A 19,608-nucleotide genomic window follows, 5' to 3' on the forward strand; every position below is an offset into this window, starting at 1 on the left:
AATAACAAAACATGAAAAATAAAATAATAATAGCAGGACTTGCATTCAGTTTATTCTTTACCTGGAGCTGTACTGACCTGGAAGAAAATGTCCTTGACGAATCCTTAAATGGGGCAGGAAAAACAGAAGCAATAAGTGGCGCAATTGCTCCCGCTTATGGACAATTAAAATCAACGTGGTATCATACAAACAATTTTGGTTTGCAGTTAATTGCCAGTGACGAAGGTATTTTACCATACAGAGGAGGAACTGACTGGTACGATGGAGGAAAATATTTGGCCGTACATGCGCACACTACAACACCTACAAATGACCTGGTTACAAGTACCTGGAATGCTCTTACGAAAAACATTTCGAGAACATTATCTGCTATTGAAGTATTGACTCCTCTTGCAGAAAGTGGAAATACAGAAGCACAAGGAGCGCTTTACGAAATGAAAGCCTTGAGAGCGTATTTAAATATGCAGACATTGGACAGCTGGGGACTTGTATTTAAAAAAGAATCATCTGCAAGTACCTCAGAAATATTGAGAGGACAAGATGCCGTTTCTTATATAGAAAGTGAATTATTGTCTGTTGCCGATGTTATTAATACTACAAGAGGGCCGGGTAGAATGACGCAGTCTGCAGTTTGGGGACTTCTTTCAAGATTGTACTTAAATGCTGCTGTTTACCGTGATCCTTACGGAACGCCTGCATTTGCAGCAGCAGATATGGATAAGGTGATTAAATATACTGACAACATTATAAACTCAGGTAAATTCAGTTTATCTCCAGAGTATTTTGACTTATTTGATGATGCTAATAATTCTAACCCTGAATTGATTTTCGCCATAGATCAGCGTGGAGTTTTGGCAGATGAGCATAACCGTTGGGCATACTGGTCAATACCGGGATCAATGTTCGCCAGACCGGAATCTATTAACGTAGACGGAACAGATGGTCCGGCTATTACATCAGATTTTTATCAAACATGGGTTGATGCTTATGGTGCTGTAGATCCTGCAGATGCTGATTCAAGATTTTATAAAAATAATGCAAAAGTGCCAGACAACTTAAAAGATCTTACAGGACTTTCGCCATTAAATGATGAAAATCATTACTACTGTGTAAAAGCTGAAGACTTTGAAATTGACAGAGGAATCATGAGAGGTATTCCGTGGGCAGCAAGAAAAGATGCAAACGGAGCTTTTTATAAATGCGATGGCGGATACAGAATTTATCCGGTTAAGCAAATTAAAGGAAACGGACCTGATCTAAAAGTTGGTTATGTAAACCTTACCCTTAAAGTTGATTTTACTAAGGAAGGAAGTGCACACGCTTCCGGATACAGAGTGTCTAAATATCAATTTAGCCATACTTCTCCAGACGGAAATACCTACAGCAGTGTAGATATGGTATTGCTTAGATATGCTGAAATTTATATGATGCGTGCCGAAGCTAAATTAAGAAAAGGACAAATTGGTGAAGCATTGGCCGATATGAATATCGTGAGAACTTCAAGAACGGCACGTGCTCCAATTCCTGCTGCGCTTACGGCTATTAACTTAGATATTTTGTACAGAGAATATGGTTTTGAATTTTATTGGGAAGGTTTAAGAAGAACTACTCAAATTCGTTTTAACCATTTTGAAGATAAATGGACTGAAAAATCAGATGTAGATGTAAACCACAGATTGTTCCCAATTCCACAGGTAGCAATTGACGGAGCTTCTAACACACCTGGATATTTAGTACAAAATAAAGGATATTAAAATTTGTTTAATTGTTTTGAATTGAAGACTGTTCATTTTTGCCATTGCTATATAATGAGCAGTCTTCTTGTGTTTATTTTTTTTAAAAACAAGGGTGTTTAGAATTTTTAAAGCACCCTGTTTTTTTACGTTTTTCTTCTTTCAGAAAACCTACAATCTGATAGAAAAAATACCGGTTTATTTACGCTAATACCCTTTTTGCCCCAATACCCAATTGCTTTTTTTCAATTCATTAATTCATTTCAAATGAAAAAATCATTTTTATTCATTAGCTTGTTCCTACTATTATTTGGAGCAGGAAATTCAATATATTCTCAAGATTTAGTAAAAGTACATTCACACAACGATTACAATCATACTATTCCTTTTTGGGATGCCTATTCAAACGGAGCAGCGTCTATAGAAGCTGATATTTTTTTGAAAGACAATGATTTATATGTTGCTCACGATCAGGAAAATATTACCGCTTCCAGAACATTAGAATCTTTGTACTTAAAACCTCTGGAAACTGCTTTGAAAATGCAGTACAAAAAGGAGCAGAAATTATTTTTGTTAATAGACATTAAAACAGATGCTGAACCAACACTTAACAAACTCGTTTCTGTTTTAAGTAAATATAAAACAATCACAGAAAATCAGAATATTAAAATCATCGTATCGGGAAACAGACCAAATTCAGACACTTACGTAAAGTATTCTAATTTTATTTACTTTGATTTTCAGGAATTAGGGAAATCAATTTCAAAAGAAAATTGGGAAAAAGTTGCGATGGTTAGTGCAGATTTTAAAAAATATTCTGTTTGGAATGGATTGGGAAAATTAACAAAAGAAGACCACGATCGTATAACTTCAATTATTTCTAAAGCAAAAGCGACCAATAAACCCTTCCGATTTTGGGGTGCTCCGGATACAAAAAGCGCCTGGAAAGCATTTTCAGAATTAGGAGTAGATATTATCAACACAGACACACCTTACAATTGTGTTCAATATCTTGGATTTTTACCAAAGAGATTCATAACAGCCACAAATTCTTCAACAGTTTATAAGCCTACTTACAAAACAGATCAAAAAAACAGTCCTGTTAAAAATGTAATTCTTTTAATTGGAGACGGAAATGGTTTATCTCAAATATCTTCGGCTGTTTTGGCCAATAACGGCGCATTGTCATTAACACAATTAAAAAGCGTTGGTTTTATAAAAACACAATCTGCCGACGATTTTACAACAGATTCTGCTGCTGCAGGAACAGCATTGGCAACAGGTCAAAAAACAAATAACAGAGCCATTGGAACAGATAGTTTACAAAAACCAATCACTAATATTTTGGAAATTTTACAAAAAAGAAAATTTTCTACAGGTGTGATAACAACAGATGAAATTACGGGAGCAACACCCGCTGCTTTTTATGCTCACACAATAGAAAGATCTAATACAGAAGTAATTGCTAAAGATTTATTAAAAAGTAAATTGAACTTATTTGTTGGAGGAGGTGCTTCTACTTTTAAGAATATTGCATTAGATTCTAAATTTAAAGTATTGCCATCAGTAAAAGACATGCAGACAGTAACTGCTGATACTATTGGTGTTTTTATTTCCCAGGGCAGAGTGCCGTCTGTTTTAGAAGGAAGAGGAGCATTATTGGCAGATGCGACAAAATACAGCCTTGAATTTTTAAATAAAAAAAATAAGCCCTTTTTTCTAATGGTCGAAGGCGCACAAATTGACAGTTTCGGGCACGTTAACAATGTTGCCGGAATAGTAGCTGAAACAATAGATTTTGATACAGCCATAACTCAGGCTCTTATTTTTGCCGATAAAAACGAAGGAACATTGGTTGTCATTACGGCAGATCATGAAACTTCCGGATTTGGTATTCCACAGGGAAACATCAAAAAACACAAAATAGAAGGAGATTTTATAACAAACGACCATACTGCCACGATGGTGCCTATATTTTCTTATGGGCCACATTCGCAGGATTTTCAGGGAGTATATGAAAATAATGAAGTATTCACTAAAATACTTTCGCTGTTAAAGTAATTTAGGAATAAAAAAGGACAATTGTTATTATTGAGGACAACGAAGAAGACTGCAAATTGTTTGCAGATTTTTTCAGACTTAAAATTACCTAATAAAGTGGGCTATTATACAAAAACAAAAAAAGGCTGTAAAACAGCCTTTTTGTTTTTGATACGTAAGTTGTGGTAGATTCTAAAAATGCTTTTTATTTCCATTTTATCAAATCTTCTTCAATCCTAATTATTCAATATCAAGATTAGGAGGTATTAATTTATACATTACCGGTGTTACGATTCTGGAAAGAATAGTGGAACTTATCAAACCTCCAATTAATACGATCGCCAATGGCGCAATCAATGGATTTGAGTTTAATGCCAAAGGAATAAGTCCGCAGATTGCTGTAATTGATGTTAATACAACGGGCAGAAAACGGGTTTCGCCGGCAATCGCAATTGCTTCATCAATAGAATGTCCTTCTTGTCGTAACTGATTGGTAAAATCGACCAGCAAAAGCGAGTTTTTAACCTGTATACCAGAAAGGCCGATAAAACCAATGATCGCCACCAATGACATCGGACTTCCGTCGATTAGTAAAAATACTACGCCACCCAAAATTCCTAACGGAATGATAGACAATACAATGATAATTCCTTTAAAGGTTTTAAATTGTAGCAATAAAACCGCTATGAATAGAAAAGTACTCAAAATAATGACCGAAAGAAAATTACCTCCCAGCGAATCGCCTTCAGATTCTTTTTCACCCGCCAATTTGTAATAATATCCTTTTGGCATTTTTAATTTATCCAATTTCGGAACAATGTCTACCAACAAATCATTTGCATAAAAACCATGTTTAGAAACTGCAGTAACTTTTGAGAATCTGGATTTATTAAAATGATTGATTGCCGTTGGCGAAGTTTCAAAAGAGATTGTCGCAATCTGATTCAGCGCAATCGGAGTTCCTTGAATATTATTGACATACAAGTTTTTTAAAGCGTCAAGATTGGCAAACTTATCTCTTGGCAGCGTGAGCGTTACATTTCGGGCATCGCCGCGATCGTCAATATAATCTCCAACGGTTAATCCCGCAACAGCAAGACGAATAACTTTATCGACTTCGCTTGTTAAAATACCAAGTGTTCTTGCTTTTTCTTTGTTGATTTTTACCTTAACATCGGTTTTATAAGTATTTAGCTCGTTGTTAACGTAAATCGTTCCTTCTTGGTTTCTTAAAATATTTTCTACTTCAGAAGACAGTTTTCGAAGCACTTTCTGGTCTTCGCCAAATAAACGTACCACAATATTAGCTTCCAGCGGCGGACCTTGTTCAAAATCTTTTACTTCGATTTTGGCGAACGGCATTGTTTTAAACTTCTCTCTTAAATTTTCAATCAATTCCGTTTTAGCAGAAGGTTTTGCTTCATCTTCCAACTGAACAAAAATCTGTGCAAAATCAGGTTTTCGATCCTGTGGATGTATGTTGTAATAAATCTGCGGATTTCCTTTACCAACATTTGAAGTATAAAAAGCGATTTCCTTATGGTTTTTTAATTCTGCTTCTATCATTTTGGTAACCCTGTCGCTTTCTGAAATATTCGATTGCAGCGGTGTTTTTATGTTGATTAAAAACATTGGCTTTTCAGAAGTGGGGAACAATTTAAATCCCGTAAGGCTGAATAATCCAAAAGCGGTAAAACTCAATAACAATGAAATTGCAATGGTTGTTTTAGGATATTGTAACGCTTTTGGCATAATATCACGATACGATCTCGTTAGAAATTTTTGCAGGTACTGAAGAAAAATATTACCACCAGCGTGATCGTGTGTTTTTAAAAATCGGCTGCCAAGAAAAGGTACCAATGTTAAGGCAACAACCATAGACGCTAAAACACTCGTAATAACCGCCATTGGAAGACTTTTGATAAATTCGCCTGCAACATCGGGCAGAAAAGCCAAAGGTAAAAACGCAATAATCAGCGTTGCGGTACATCCTACAACAGCAATTCCTATTTGTTTTGTGCCTTTCAAAACCGCTTCCATTTTTGAGTGACCTTCACGAAGCCAGCGCTCAATATTTTCAACAACAACAATACTGTCATCCACTAGTAAACCCAGCGCAACAACCAAACCAACAATACTTAATTGGTTTAAAGAAAAACCCAACGCATTCATGGCAATTAATCCTAAAGCCAAGGATAGCGGAATCGAAATCATCACAATTATAGAAGCTCTTGATCCTAACGGTAAAAGCGTGATAATAACGAGAAAAATAGCAAGTCCGAAATCAAAACCCAAATGCCCCAAACGCTGCGAAACCATATTAGCCTGATCAAAGTTGTTGATCAATTTGATGTTTTGAGGTAATTCTTTGGTAAATTCGGCTACAATTGGGTCATATTGTTTTTTAACATCGGTTATGTTTACATTATCTTTCATTCCGGCAGAAACCAAAACACAGCGATGTCCGTTAATGCGGGTAATATGATCTACTGTTTGAGATTTGTAGCTTACTTCGGCAACATCTTTCATGTAGATTATTTTTCCGTTTGCGTTGTAAATAACGGTATTGGCAACATCTTCTTCATTTTTAAATTTTCCGCTTGTTTTTACATTAAAAACCTTAGTATCAAGATCAATGCTTCCTCCGGGGATATCGGCGGCTTCACTTTGTAAGCTTCCCATAACCACATTCAACGGAATTTTTAATTGTGCTAATTTATCCAATTGGAGGTCAATTCGAATTTCCTGTTCCGGAACGCCGGAATATTTTACGTCTTTTAAATTGGTAATTTTTTCCAGTCTTGATTTTAATTCATCCGCTTCATTGCGCAGTTTTTTATCCGAAGCATTTTCAGAAACCAAAGCCACCTGAAGAATTTTTACATCAGAAGAAGCAATTTTTTCTGTTTTAATCTGATAAATATCTTTTGGAAGTTCACTGTTTTTCAGCGCGTTCATTTCAGTAGAAATTTCCTGATATTTGTTGTCAACATCAACTCCGTATTTAAATTTTACCTGAAAAGCAGCAACGCCATCTTCGACGGTAGTTAAGATTTTATCGATATTTTCAAGTCCGTAAATTTTATTTTCAATAGGTTTTACGACTTGTTCCTCCATATCTTTCGGACTAGTTCCGGGATAAATAACCGTAATAAGATATTGGGGCGGATGCGTAGATGGATCTTCAGATCTTGGCATCGAAAACAGCGTAATATACCCCACAACCGACACTAGAAGAAATATAATCAGCGTAAACTGATAATTTTTAACGGCAAAGTTTGTTATCTTCATCTTATGATTATTTAATGATTTTGATCGTTGATTGTTCATTTAAATAAGCACTGTTCGAGATCACAATCTGATCTGTTTTTTGCAGGCCGTCTTTGATATAAACCGTATTATTTTCAAATTTAAAAATAGAAACAGGCTGTCTTTTTACCTTGTTGTTTGCTACAATAAATACAAAAGCTTTATTTCCATCAGCTTCAATAAGAGCATCATACGGAATTGTAATTACATCTTTTGTCGCATCAGTACGTATTTCGGCTTTGCCAAACATGCCTACAGCCGGTTTGATGTTTTTCATGTCCAGTTTTAATTCGGCCTGAAAAGAGCCAAGTGCCGCATCTGCCGCTTGTGACTTTCTAAAAACAGTCGCATTAAATTGATTATCAGGATAACCATCAAGAGTTACATTGGCTTTTTGCCCCAATTTTACGGCTGCCCATTCTTTGTCTGTCAAACCAATCTTTAATAAATAATTATTGTTTTGCGTCGTTTCGTTGATGGCTAAAATAGGAGAACCGGGTGCCACAACTTCGCCTTCATTGGCTAATTTTTGCGATACAAAACCATTGGCAGTAGCATATATTTTGGCATAACGCGCATTAAAAGCCACGGCATCTTTTTGTTTTTTTGCAATATCAAGACCAGTTTTTGTATTTTGAAGCTGTTCTAAAGTATAGACGCTGTCTTTGTACAAATTGTAAGCACGGTTATAATCACGTTCGTATTTTTTTACATTCAGATCTGTCTGGTTTAAACCTGCGCTGATTTCGGTAGCATCCAAAGTGGCCAGAAGTTGTCCTTTTTTAAAGAAATGACCTTCTTCTACATAAATTTTATTGATTACACCGCCAATTTTAAAAGCATAATTAGCAGAATTTTCTGTGGTCACTAAACCAGAAGCATTTATATTGCTGGTTAATGAAAGAGATTCGACAGTCGCTGTTTTGATGGCAACAGTTTCGCTGTATTCAAATTGATTCGTTTCTTTTTTTTCTTCATGACACGCATAAAAAACGGGAAATACAAAAAGACATATTGCTAATGCTTTTTTATGTATAAAATTATTATTTAGGTATTCGTAAATTTTTGATTTCATAATTTTTGTTTTTGGGATTATTTAAAAGTAAAAGTGGCATTGGCTCTTTCTAATTCGGCAAAAGCAATCCAGGAATTATAAAGCGAGATATTCGTATTTAGTTGGGCATTAACCCATTGATTTTGTGCATCAAGCAGTTCGATATAAATCGCCTGACCTTCTTTGTATAATTTGGTAATATCTTCGTTGTATTTCTTAGCCGATTCTTTTTGATTTTTATCTGCATTGAATTGTTCCAGAGCCGACTTGAGATTGTTTTGAGATACCTGAAACTGAAGCAGTAATTGCTGTCTCACATTATCGGTTTGGGAACTTATTTTTTTACTGTCTTCTTCAACCTGTTTTAGTTTGTATTTGTTTTTGTTGCCCGAAAAAATATTCCATTCTAAACCAACGCCTGCAAAATAATATCTGGATTGTTTGTTGACTTCAAAATCAAAATCCTGAAAACCAAAATCAGCAAAACCGCTTAATTTAGGATACCAATACGATTCTGTAAGTTTGCTGACATTACTGTTGATTTCGCTAACCTGAGTTAATTTTGAAAGCTCTTCGCGGTTTGATGTATTTTCATTTACCAAAATAGTAGGTGTAGATTCGTTGTTTGCATCAATTTCAATTTCACTATCCAATTTTTGATTGATTAAAAAATTAAAATAAGTTTTGGCGTTGCTGTTTACTTGTTTTGCTGTTTCAAGGTTTGCTTCGATGCGAATTACCTCATTATCACTTCGCAAAACTGCGGTACGGTTTATTTTATCATTTTTAAATAAAGACTGATTCACTCTTTGGTTTTCCTTAACCAGCTTTAAAGCGTCCTGATAAATGTTAATTCCTTCAATAGATTGCAGGTATTTGTAGTACGCAATTTTGATTTCCTTAACCAATTCTCTCTGGTAAATTTCAAGTTCTATTTTTTGTAAAGAAGTTTGCTGGCTTTTAATCCTCTTGTTGTAAATAATTTCAAAATTCAATAAAGGCATTGTAGTGTGAATTTTGGCATCATAAAAATTATCCGGATTGATGAGTACAGATTGATTTTGCAAAGAAGGAAATGCATTCGAATTTGTAATCTGATTTAAGGTATTGTAAACCGGATTCAGCATATCGCCAATCGGGATATCGATCGTTCTTCCGCCATCTGCCTTGGTATAATTGGCATTTAAGGAAACAGTGGGGTAGAATAGGGCATGAGCTTCTTTAAGCGCATACATGCTTTTGTTGATGTCAAAATTATGCTGTTTGATGACTTCATTACTTTTTAATCCAATCTGGATATAATTGTCGAGTTTGCTTTGGGAGTATCCTAAAAATCCAAAACAAAAAAGCGTTAGGGTTATTACTTTTTTCATTTTATTGTACATTGTTTATTAGTTGAACGTTGTTCATTTTTTTGATCAAAAAAAAATTTAAAGCTTTTCTATTATTTTTAAATATTCATTATATCCTTCAAACAAGATTTTATCAGGATTAGAGAATTTTACACCTTTTGTTCTTTGGCGTATTTCAAGAGAACACATGCCATGCACCATGCTCCAGATCATAAAGGACAAAGGCTCTAAAGTATTGCCTTTAAAATGGCCTTTATTCATACATTCTTCTACGGTACTTTTTAATGCGCCAAAAGTACCAACACCTTCATTCCAAGCTTCTTTTTCAGAGGTTTCAATAAATTCCATGGGCGCTTTAACGATAAACATCAAATCATACATTTCTGTATTTTCAAGGGCAAATTTAATATAGGTAAACCCCATTTTTTTAAGACGTTCCATAGGGTCTTTTATCGAAAATAATTCTTTAAAATAACCGCTTAATTCGTCAAAACCGATAGAGTGTAAGTCGTGTAAAATGGCATTTTTATCCTTAAAATATACATATACAGTTCCTACGCTGTAATCTATTTCATCAGCAATATTACGAATTGTAGTCTGCTCAATACCGCGTTCTAAAAAGAGTTTTTTGGCTCCTTTTAGAATAAGTAGTTTTAAGGCTTCTTTTTCACGTGCTTTTCTTTCGGCAGTACTCATTTGTATAATTTATTCTGCAAATATAAAATTATTTTTTGAACAGTGTTCATTTTTTGAAATTAATTTGTTTTCTTTATATTTTAAACAGAGAAACAGGAACTTAAAAAGAGAAATTTACGTACATATAGTATTAAGTTTAAAAATCGCCTAAGATTAATAGTATTAATGCAATATCAGAATTGAGTAAGAGAAGTACTAATATTGTTTTTTTATAATAATTAAAATCTCGTTTTTTTATTATTTCTCAATTATTGTTCTAATTTGGCGATCAGTTTTGATAGTATTCAAAGAAATTGGAATGATATTTCAGGATAAATTAAATTTATATAGATTTGTTTTTTGCACAAACATATTATTTTTTTAACTCTCACTTTGGAAATAAATATAGTTTTAGAAGAGCTTCGCAATCAGAATAAATCCGTTTATAATAATGTCTTTAATCATTTTTATAGAGGGATGGTTTTGTATGCCAATAACTTTTTATACGACAAAGATGCGAGTGAAGATATTGTGCAGGAAGTTTTTATCTCACTATGGGAAAACTCTGGCGATATTGAAATCAAATCTTCGTTAAAAGCCTATTTGTATGCCATGGTTCGCAATAAATGCCTGAACTATCTTAAATCCCTAAAAATTACAGACGATATTAATTTAATCGATCTTAACTCGATATTAGTGTGGGAAGAAGATTTTGAAATGATTTCTGAAGAAGAAAAAAGAATCTTATATACCCAGATTTTAAAAATCATTGAAACTTTTCCCGAAAGTATGCAGGAAATTTTTAAACTAAAATTTGTCGAAAATTACAAATACATCGAAATAGCGGAAAAGCTCGATATATCTGTCAATACGGTAAAGACGCAGCTTAAGCGTGCCAAACAGAAAATCAATCAGGCTATACCATTGCTGCTTAGTTTGTTTTCTCCCTTGTTGTAAGTTAAATTTTGCTTTTTAGGCTAATTTTACTTTTTTTTCACTTTTTATTAATTTTTTGTCACCCATTTTCATCTTTCGGTTGTCTTGCTAATATATTACATTAAGTAATTGTTAATTTAAAGAGATTCTGAAAATGGAATTTAAAATCATCATAGCGAAAATAAACGATACTCTTTCCCCAGAAGAAGAATCGATTTTTGATACATGGTACAAGGAGTCAGCTTTGCACAGGGAATATTTTGAAAAGGTTAAGGAAAATTACCAAATTGAAATTAGCGAAGCCGAACTTGATCTTAATAAAGCATGGCAGGCAGTTGATAAAAGAATTTCTCCTAAGAAAAGTAGAAAATCGTATTATAAATATGCCATCGCCGCATCTGTGGCTTTATTATTAGGAATTGGATATTTTACGATTACTAAAACAAACGCAATTGATTCCGGAAAAGGAACAATTGAAACCAAAGAGGCAATTCAAAATTCTAATGATATAGTGCTTACTTTATCTGACGGTTCAAAGGTAATTTTGAATGATCAGAAAAATGGAGTTGTCGCCAGCCAGCAAAGTGTCGTGATTACCAAAGATAAAGACGGAAGCATTCGATATGATGAAAATAACGATCAGCATACCGGAAAACCAACCTACAATACGCTAATTACTCCCAACGGAAAAACTTTTCAGATTGCATTGCCAGACGGAACCAATGTCTGGATGAATGCTGGTTCATCCTTAAAATATCCAACTTATTTTGATGGAAACGAAAGATCGGTTGTTTTAACCGGCGAGGCTTATTTTGAAGTTTCGCATAATGAAAAAATGCCGTTTAAGGTTTTCTCAAACGGACAGCAGGTTGAAGTTTTAGGAACTCATTTTAACATCAGGGCTTATGAAAATGAACCGGTTTTAAAAACTACTTTATTAGAAGGAAAAATCAAAGTGACCGAAGACGATAATACAATGATCGTAAAACCGGGTCAGCAAACTACCGTAACAATCGACAGGCATACAATGAAAATTGCAGAGGTGAATACAGAACTCGCCATCGCCTGGAAAAACAGACTTTTCTATTTTGAAAATGCAAAATATGATGAAATCATGCGGGAGATCGAAAGATGGTATGATGTCAAAGTAATTTATAAAGGAAAAATTCCGGATGAAAAATTTCAGGGTGCCATTCAAAAAGACTTAAAACTAGATCAGGTATTAAAAATGCTTGAAAGCAAAGATGTTCACTTTAAAGTTTCAGGAAAGGAGGTGCTTGTGACACAGTAATATAGTGCCGCAAGAACTTTACGCAAAAAAAATACCCATAGCGTTGGAGCGCTGTGGGTATGTATAGCGTAGTTCTAAATAAAATTAACCGATCCTATTTAATAACTAACCGTTCAAAAGTAATGAAATTTTTAACCAATCAAAAATTACAACCACACAAGAATTCTTCCCAAATAGAAAAATTCCTGTCCATGACAACTGGCAATTTGAAAAAACTATACCTTATATTATTGCTTCTTCTTAGCTGCTTGTCTTTTGCACAAAGCACTAAGACAGTGACTATTGATGGAAATAATTTAAGTTTTCAAACTGTATTTAATAGTATTACAAAGCAAACAGGATATGTTTTCTTTTATAATGTTAAGATATTAGAAAATGCAAAACCAGTCAACCTGAATATTCAGAAAAAAAGTATCCCGGAAGCCTTAGCCATTATTTTTGAAGGCCAGCAGTTTTCTTTTTCTATTCAGGACAAAACTATTGTTGTCACTTCTTCAAGACCCGAAAATAAAACTACCGGATCTATTCAGGTTAAAGGAAAAGTCCTTAACGCGCAGAAAGATCCGTATCCGGGCGTAAATGTTTGGGTAACAGGAACAAAAATTGGAGCTGTAACCGATTTTGACGGAAGCTTCGTTTTATACGATGTGCCAACAGATGCTATTATCGAAGTTACAGGATTAACCGTAGAAACAACAAATGTGTTTCTTGAAGGTCGGCCCAATATCACAATAATAGCAAAAGAAAAAGTAGCCTTAATGAACGAAATTGTCGTGAATAATGGTTACCAGAAAATTTCAAAAAACAAATCGACAGGATCTGTATCTGTAATTACGGCAAAAGATTTGGAGAAAATTCCGGTTTCAAACGTAATGCACCAGTTAGAAGGTCAGGTTGCAGGTTTGGCAATTGATGTTTTGGAATCTGATAATACATTTGTTTACTCCAATTTATTTGGTGCAGGTGCCACCAAAACCAGTTACAACTTTAGAATAAGAGGCCAGTCTACTTATGATACCAGCGGTGCCAGCAGCTTACCATTGATTATTTTAGACGGAGCTCCTACAGAATTGGATATTAGAACAATAAATCCAAAAGATATCGAAAAAATAACTTTTTTGAAAGATGCGGCAGCGGCTTCTATTTACGGTGCAAGATCTGCAAATGGAGTTATGATAATCGAAACCAAAAAAGGAAAAAGAGGAAAAACAAAATTCAGTGCTTCTCAAAATTATGCTATTGCAAACACATCTAAGATCTCAACTCTGCCTTTGATGAATTCTTCTCAGGTATTAAATCTGGAGCAGGAACTGGTAGATAAAGGAATTATTACAGACCCGGCAATGGCTTTTAGTCTTTATAATTCAACACCTGTAAGTCAGGGAGTCGAATTAATGCTTCAGGAAAAAAGAGGAACTATTACTGCTGACCAGAAAAATGCACAGCTGGATATTTTAAGAGGCAGAAATAATTATGATCAGATTACAAAGTATATTATGCGTCCTTCAGAATCAAATAGCTATGATTTTTCTTTTAGTGGTGGCGAAAATGATTATTCTTATTTTACATCAGCTTCTTTTTCTAACGAAAAAACTTCGGCTATTGGTACTGGTGGTAAACGTATGACATTTACTATAAACCAGGATTTTAAGCTGCTTAATTACCTAAAAGTAAGTACAAGCGTAAAAGGATCTATCTTCAATTACGATCAAAATGGTTTGGGTTTAGAACCACTTGGGGCTTCATTAACAACCTACTTACCGTACGACCAAATTGTTGATGAAAACGGGAATTCAGTTTCTTACGAAAGACGTTTTTACAGTGCAGATACTCAAAGACTTGAAAGCCAAGGATATTTGCCATGGACTTACAACTATATGGATGAATTAAATAATCGTAATAAAACCATAAACGAGCAAAATTATTCGGCCAATATTTCTGTTACTGCTCCTTTGCTAAAAGGATTAAATGCAGTGGGAACCTATTTTATTGAAACTTCTAATTTAAAGAACGACAATTTATATAATATTAATACCTTTCAAACAAGGGACTTTATTAATCAATACACCTATCTTGATCCAGGTAGCAATGAACTTGTGTATGGAATTCCGTTAGGAGGAATAAGTCAAAACTCAAGGTTTGGTAAAGACAGTTATACCGGTCGTGGACAATTAACGTACAATACTACTTTGGCTGATAAACATTCTATTGATGCCATGGGAGGTATAGAATTTAGAGAAACTAAAGAATCAAATCAGTCAGGAACATTATTTGGTTACAATGATACGTCTCAGACTTCGATTGATCTTCCTTCAAATACACCTAATACAATTTACGGTTATCCTCAGGGAGTAAGTTATAATAATACCTTAAAAAGTGCAACACGCCGCTTTTTATCTTATTATGGTAATGCATCTTATACTTATGATAATAAATATACAATTTCAGGAAGTGCGCGATTGGACGACTACAACAATTTTGGTGTAGATAAAAGTTATAGAAGAACACCTTTGTGGTCTACAGGTTTTAAATGGAATATCATCAAAGAAAATTTCATGAAAGGAGTAACCCTTATTGATAATTTGGCTTTTAGAGCAAGTTATGGATATAACGGTAATATTAGTTTGAGTACTTTCCCTTTTACCAGTATTTCGCTTGCAGATATTGACCGTTTTTCACAAGTACCATACGCTTTTGTTTCGGCAGCAGCCAATCCGGCGTTGCGTTGGGAAAAAACAGGAATCATGAATTTTGGTTTGGATTTCAATCTTCTTAATTATCGTTTAAACGGAACTATAGAATATTACAAAAAAGACAGCAAGGATTTAATTATGGAATTTCCGGTTTCGCCATTTTATGGTACTCCAAACAATATGTTAGTGAGAAATGCATCAACGTTAGAAGGGCATGGAATTGATTTGAATTTAAACGGTGTTATTGTTAAAACGAAAAATTTTGGTTTTGATTTGAACTTAGTTACATCTTATAATAAAAACGAAGTTACCGATTCAAGATTTACAAATTATTCACAATTTTTAAATGGTTCAGGAACTGGAGCACCAATTGTGGGTTATGGACTTAATAGTGTTTTTGCCTTTAGAAATGCTGGATTAAATAATACAGGTTCTGTTCAGGTATATGACAGAGACGGAAACATTGTGCAGTCTAATGTTGCTTTGACCGATATGGCAGATATGAAGTATATGGGAACTTCGACACCCAAATATTACGGAAGTTTAAGTGCTAATTTAACGTATAAAAAACTTTCACTTTATCTTTTGGCTACTTATAAATTGGATTATGTGTTGTTCAAACCATCATTTGATCAGTATGTAACCCGATACGGAAGCTTTAACGGATATGATTTAAATACAGAAATCGATCAGAGATGGAGAAATCCGGGAGACGAAGCAACTACAAATGTTCCAGGTGTTAGAGGAATGAGTGGTTACAGTTATTCCCGTTATACTTTTGGTGATAACAGAGTAATTGATGGAGACCACATTCGATTTAAAGAAGTTTCGCTTAAATATGACTTATCAGATTTGTTTGCAAACACTTTTATACAAGGCGCCTCATTAACTTGTTCAGCAAGAAATCTGGGTATTATCTGGAGAAAAAACAAAGAAGATTTAGACCCTGATTTTCTGCCATATACAGGAAACAACATGAAACTGCCTCCAACGGCAATGTATTCAGTAGGATTCAATTTTAACTTTTAAAAGCTGCAACGATGAAAAAATATTTAATATATATAGGGATTTTATCAACACTTTTAACAAGTTGTGATAATTATGTAGACATACAAACTGAAGGAAGATTAATACCGGAAGAAACAGTAAACTACAGATATTTACTGCAGGGAGCCAGTACGTTTAACAGCACTTATGGTTTAGTAGATGTGGCTTCAGATGATATTGTAATGCGTGATGATCATGCGGCCTATTTTAATCAGAATTTCTCGGGATCGGCATATTACAAACCTTATGTGCAAACATATAAATGGGCAGATGAAATTATTCCGATAGGAGAAAGAGATAGTGATATGAATTCTCTGTATACAACATTATTTACTTGCAACGTCATAATTTCTGAGGTAATGACCAGTAAAAACGGTACAGATGCTGAACGTTTAGCCATAAAAGGAGAAGCACAGGTACACAGAGCTTACATCTTTTTAACCCTGGCAAATGTATTTGCTAAAGCTTATGATCCTGCAACAGCAGATACAGATCCTGGAATTCCGCTTTTAACTGAACCAACTGTGACCGAAAACATTACAAGAGCATCTGTAAAACAAGTTTATGATCAAATTATAAAAGATCTTACAGAAGCCACTACATCAGGATTAAAAGCCGTACAAACAGGAAGAAACATCTGGTTCCCTTCAAGAGCAGCTGCTTTTGCACTTTTGGCAAGAGCCAATTTGTATATGGGAAATTATGCCGAAGCACAGCAAAGTGCAGAAGCCGCATTGGCCCTGCAAAACAACCTGTTGAATATGGAAGATTACCAAAATCTGGGAGATTATTCATGGCCGAGAACTTTTCAGGATCCTGAAAATATACTGGCAAAAGAATCAGGTAGTTATATGTATTCGCCAATGGTTTTATCATTAAGCGACGAGTTATTAAATTCATTTGATAACAACGATCTTAGATACCAGTTGTACACAAGACCTTTAAGTACTATGACGTACGGAACTCTTACTCAGGGAAGAGCTTTCTCAAAAGAACTTTTATCAGGAGACGGACGTAACGCCGGACCAACAGTACCTGAAATGTATGTGATTAAAGCTGAATGTGAAGCCAGAGCAGGAAGTGCCGGAGCAGCAATGAATACGATTAATACTTTAAGAAAAAGTCGTTTTAGAGCCGTAGATTATACCGATTTAACTGCAGTTGATGCCAATGACGCTCTTGTTAAAGTATTGGCAGAACGCCGAAAAGAATTAATGGGAAGAGGCGGATTTAGATGGGCTGATTTAAAACGTTTAAATAAAGATCCTCGTTTTGCTAAAACCATTACACGCACCTATTTAAACGAAACTTTTAGTATCGAACCAAACGGAGCCCGTTATCAGTTTCCTTTTGCAGCAATCTACTTTGATTACGCCCCTGATTTACAACAAAATTAATAAAATTTAGAGCATACAGCACGCCTAAAAACCTACATAGGCGTGCTTATAAAATCAAAAAAAATGAAAATATTAAAACTATTAGCACTTTCTATAGTTGCGAATGCTTCTATATATGCGCAAGATCAAGTTAAAACATTTGATGTTGCGCCAGAGCAACCAAATCCGGGAGAAGAAATTACCATAACATACGACCCTTCACAAACGGTTTTAAAAAATGCAAAAGAAGTTTCGGCAAGACTTTATACTTACGATAATTTCAAATGGCAAATTAAGGATATTAATCTAAAAGCAAATGCAGATAAAAAATGGCAGACTAAAGTAAAACTTTCAGATCATGCGTCATTAATAACTTTTATTTTTACTTCGGATACTTTAGTAGATAAAGGCGGACTGACTACTTACAGCTGGATGTTGCCAAAATCTCCGGGCGCTTATATTGGCTGGGGAATGCTGCGCAACAAAGTTTTTGCAGATGATGTTCCGAATATTGTTGATGAATCTGCTTTTAAAAATGATTCTGTAGCCGTAATGTGGGTAAATTACGAATTGCAATACCATCCGGAAAGCCGTAAGAAGATATTTTATCCTGCCTTAAAAGTAGCTCAAATTGTTAGAGGCGGTGATTTTTCTCCTCGTATTAAAAAAGAAATCCGATTTATACTTACTAATGAATTAGATAATCAGGATCAGTACAATGTGACCAGAACATTGAATTTATTAGAGCCAACGGCTAATAAAGTTTTTATAGACTCAGTACAACAGGCAATTTTGAAAAAATATCCAAAAGGGGTTTTGGCTCGCGATATTGAAATCAAAAAAATGTTTATGGAAAAAGATTTTGATAAAAAAGTAAAAGAATATAACGAGTTTGAAAAGAATTTTCCAAAAGAAAAATTCTTAGATGTTGTTACTGAGACAGAAAGCCTTTACAGCGATAAATTATTCAAGGCAATCGCTTACAATTATATCGTAAAAAACAAAGATTACGACTTTGCCATCAACAGCGTAAAAAAAGTTTCGTTCTATAATGTATTAGATTATTCCTGGCACTTAATTTCAATTCCATTTAACAGAAATGAAGACGGAGTTGAAAAAACATCTTTGGAAACATTAAAAAAATACGCCGATATAATTATTCCTGAAATGGAAAGCAGAGAAACGTATGTTCCGAAAGAATTTGTTCAAAAATTATCTCCAAAAGAATGGCAGGCTCAGGCATTGAATTATGCAGCAAGAGAATATTTTACGTATGCAAAACTTCAGGAATACTTTAAAAACTATGATTTAGAGAGAAGGTATCTAGATAAAGTTAAGCCGTTTTACGGGTATAAAGACGCTTCGTATAATGAAGTGTATACAAGAATGCTTATAAGAGAAGGAAAAACGCTGGACGCTAAGGAATTGTTAGCAATCAGCATTAGAGAAAACAAATCAACTCCGGAAATGCTCGCTTCATTAAAAGCCATTTATTTAAAAGAAGGCGGTGCAGCAGCAGGTTTTGAAGCTTATGTCAATTCATTTAAATCAGACAGTAATATTCAGGAACACAAAACCAAATTGATTGCAGAACTTATCAATAAGCCAATTGAAGGTTTTGAGTTAGAAAGCAGCAAAGGCGGAAAAGTAAAATTAGCCGATCACAAAGGAAAAATTGTCGTACTTGATTTTTGGGCAATGTGGTGCGGACCTTGTAAAAATGCAATGCCCGGAATGCAGATGGCGGTTGAAAAATACAAACAGGATCCTAATGTGAATTTCTATTTTGTAGATACACAGGAATATATTAAAGATTTTAAAGCACAAACACAGGCATTTATAAAAGAGAAAAACTTTGATTTTACGATTTTGTATGATGGAAAAAATCCAAAAACAGGAAAATTTGACGAAGTATATGATAAATATGCAAAAGCATTTCAATTTTCAGGAATTCCTGAAAAAATGATTATCGATCAAAACGGAAAATTAAGATGGATGTCTAATGGATATTTTGGAAGCCCAACAGAACTTGCCGATGAAATTTCGATTATCATAGAATATTTAAAAGCTGAGAAAAAATAATTTAGTTAAAAAGGTTAGAA

11 protein-coding genes are annotated in these 19,608 nt (G+C 34.3%); 7 read left to right on the plus strand and 4 right to left on the minus strand.

What is annotated here, in order from left to right; all coding sequences use genetic code 11:
- The first annotated feature begins 11 nt into the window (after window positions 1-11).
- Entirely contained in the window at window positions 12-1,754 is a 1,743-nt protein-coding gene (locus tag RT99_RS21680) for a RagB/SusD family nutrient uptake outer membrane protein (RefSeq protein ID WP_042566834.1), read from the plus strand.
- A gap of 246 nt (window positions 1,755-2,000) precedes the next feature.
- A complete protein-coding gene (locus RT99_RS21685; RefSeq protein ID WP_082036999.1) occupies window positions 2,001-3,794 on the plus strand; it encodes an alkaline phosphatase in 1,794 nt (597 codons plus the stop codon).
- Between the two features lie 219 nt (window positions 3,795-4,013).
- Here the strand turns inward: RT99_RS21685 and RT99_RS21690 are convergent, their stop codons facing one another.
- Genes RT99_RS21690 through RT99_RS21705 form a run of 4 tightly spaced genes read right to left on the minus strand, consistent with a single transcriptional unit; the run spans window position 4,014 to window position 10,184 of the window.
- A complete protein-coding gene (locus RT99_RS21690) occupies window positions 4,014-7,064 on the minus strand; it encodes an efflux RND transporter permease subunit (protein WP_042567200.1) in 3,051 nt (1,016 codons plus the stop codon).
- Between the two features lie 7 nt (window positions 7,065-7,071).
- Complete coding sequence (locus RT99_RS21695; RefSeq protein WP_042566835.1) at window positions 7,072-8,157, minus strand: efflux RND transporter periplasmic adaptor subunit; 1,086 nt, start codon at window positions 8,155-8,157, stop codon at window positions 7,072-7,074.
- Window positions 8,158-8,174: 17 nt separating this feature from the next.
- Window positions 8,175-9,509, minus strand: coding sequence for a TolC family protein (locus RT99_RS21700; RefSeq protein ID WP_042567201.1), 1,335 nt, complete (start codon window positions 9,507-9,509; stop codon window positions 8,175-8,177).
- A gap of 57 nt (window positions 9,510-9,566) precedes the next feature.
- Window positions 9,567-10,184 (minus strand): TetR/AcrR family transcriptional regulator, encoded by a 618-nt coding sequence (locus tag RT99_RS21705; protein WP_042566836.1) that lies wholly within the window; start codon window positions 10,182-10,184, stop codon window positions 9,567-9,569.
- 372 nt (window positions 10,185-10,556) lie between these two features.
- Here RT99_RS21705 and RT99_RS21710 point away from each other — a divergent pair, with 372 nt between their 5' ends.
- The 5 genes from RT99_RS21710 to RT99_RS21730 all read left to right on the plus strand — a co-directional run bounded on the left by RT99_RS21710 (window position 10,557) and on the right by RT99_RS21730 (window position 19,588).
- Window positions 10,557-11,120: an RNA polymerase sigma factor gene (locus RT99_RS21710; RefSeq protein WP_042566837.1), complete on the plus strand. Its 564-nt coding sequence runs from the start codon at window positions 10,557-10,559 to the stop codon at window positions 11,118-11,120.
- Window positions 11,121-11,253: 133 nt separating this feature from the next.
- Window positions 11,254-12,390, plus strand: a complete 1,137-nt coding sequence (locus RT99_RS21715) for a FecR family protein (RefSeq protein ID WP_052483758.1) — start codon at window positions 11,254-11,256, stop codon at window positions 12,388-12,390.
- A gap of 191 nt (window positions 12,391-12,581) precedes the next feature.
- Entirely contained in the window at window positions 12,582-16,112 is a 3,531-nt protein-coding gene (locus RT99_RS21720) for a SusC/RagA family TonB-linked outer membrane protein (protein WP_242607241.1), read from the plus strand.
- A gap of 11 nt (window positions 16,113-16,123) precedes the next feature.
- Window positions 16,124-17,527 (plus strand): RagB/SusD family nutrient uptake outer membrane protein, encoded by a 1,404-nt coding sequence (locus RT99_RS21725; RefSeq protein ID WP_042566840.1) that lies wholly within the window; start codon window positions 16,124-16,126, stop codon window positions 17,525-17,527.
- Window positions 17,528-17,590: 63 nt separating this feature from the next.
- Window positions 17,591-19,588 (plus strand): TlpA disulfide reductase family protein, encoded by a 1,998-nt coding sequence (locus RT99_RS21730; RefSeq protein WP_042566841.1) that lies wholly within the window; start codon window positions 17,591-17,593, stop codon window positions 19,586-19,588.
- Window positions 19,589-19,608: the final 20 nt, after the last annotated feature.

The sequence above is a fragment of the Flavobacterium sp. MEB061 genome, from assembly GCF_000834715.1.
GTDB lineage: Bacteria > Bacteroidota > Bacteroidia > Flavobacteriales > Flavobacteriaceae > Flavobacterium > Flavobacterium pectinovorum.

Bases quoted from the DNA above. Each gene is read 5' to 3' on its own strand.
- RT99_RS21690 (WP_042567200.1), bottom strand. From the start codon at position 7,064: ATGAAGATAACAAACTTTGCCGTTAAAAATTATCAGTTTACGCTGATT.
- RT99_RS21730 (WP_042566841.1), top strand. From the start codon at position 17,591: ATGAAAATATTAAAACTATTAGCACTTTCTATAGTTGCGAATGCTTCT.
- RT99_RS21700 (WP_042567201.1), bottom strand. From the start codon at position 9,509: ATGAAAAAAGTAATAACCCTAACGCTTTTTTGTTTTGGATTTTTAGGA.
- RT99_RS21680 (WP_042566834.1), top strand. From the start codon at position 12: ATGAAAAATAAAATAATAATAGCAGGACTTGCATTCAGTTTATTCTTT.
- RT99_RS21695 (WP_042566835.1), bottom strand. From the start codon at position 8,157: ATGAAATCAAAAATTTACGAATACCTAAATAATAATTTTATACATAAA.
- RT99_RS21725 (WP_042566840.1), top strand. From the start codon at position 16,124: ATGAAAAAATATTTAATATATATAGGGATTTTATCAACACTTTTAACA.
- RT99_RS21685 (WP_082036999.1), top strand. From the start codon at position 2,001: ATGAAAAAATCATTTTTATTCATTAGCTTGTTCCTACTATTATTTGGA.
- RT99_RS21715 (WP_052483758.1), top strand. From the start codon at position 11,254: ATGGAATTTAAAATCATCATAGCGAAAATAAACGATACTCTTTCCCCA.
- RT99_RS21705 (WP_042566836.1), bottom strand. From the start codon at position 10,184: ATGAGTACTGCCGAAAGAAAAGCACGTGAAAAAGAAGCCTTAAAACTA.
- RT99_RS21720 (WP_242607241.1), top strand. From the start codon at position 12,582: ATGACAACTGGCAATTTGAAAAAACTATACCTTATATTATTGCTTCTT.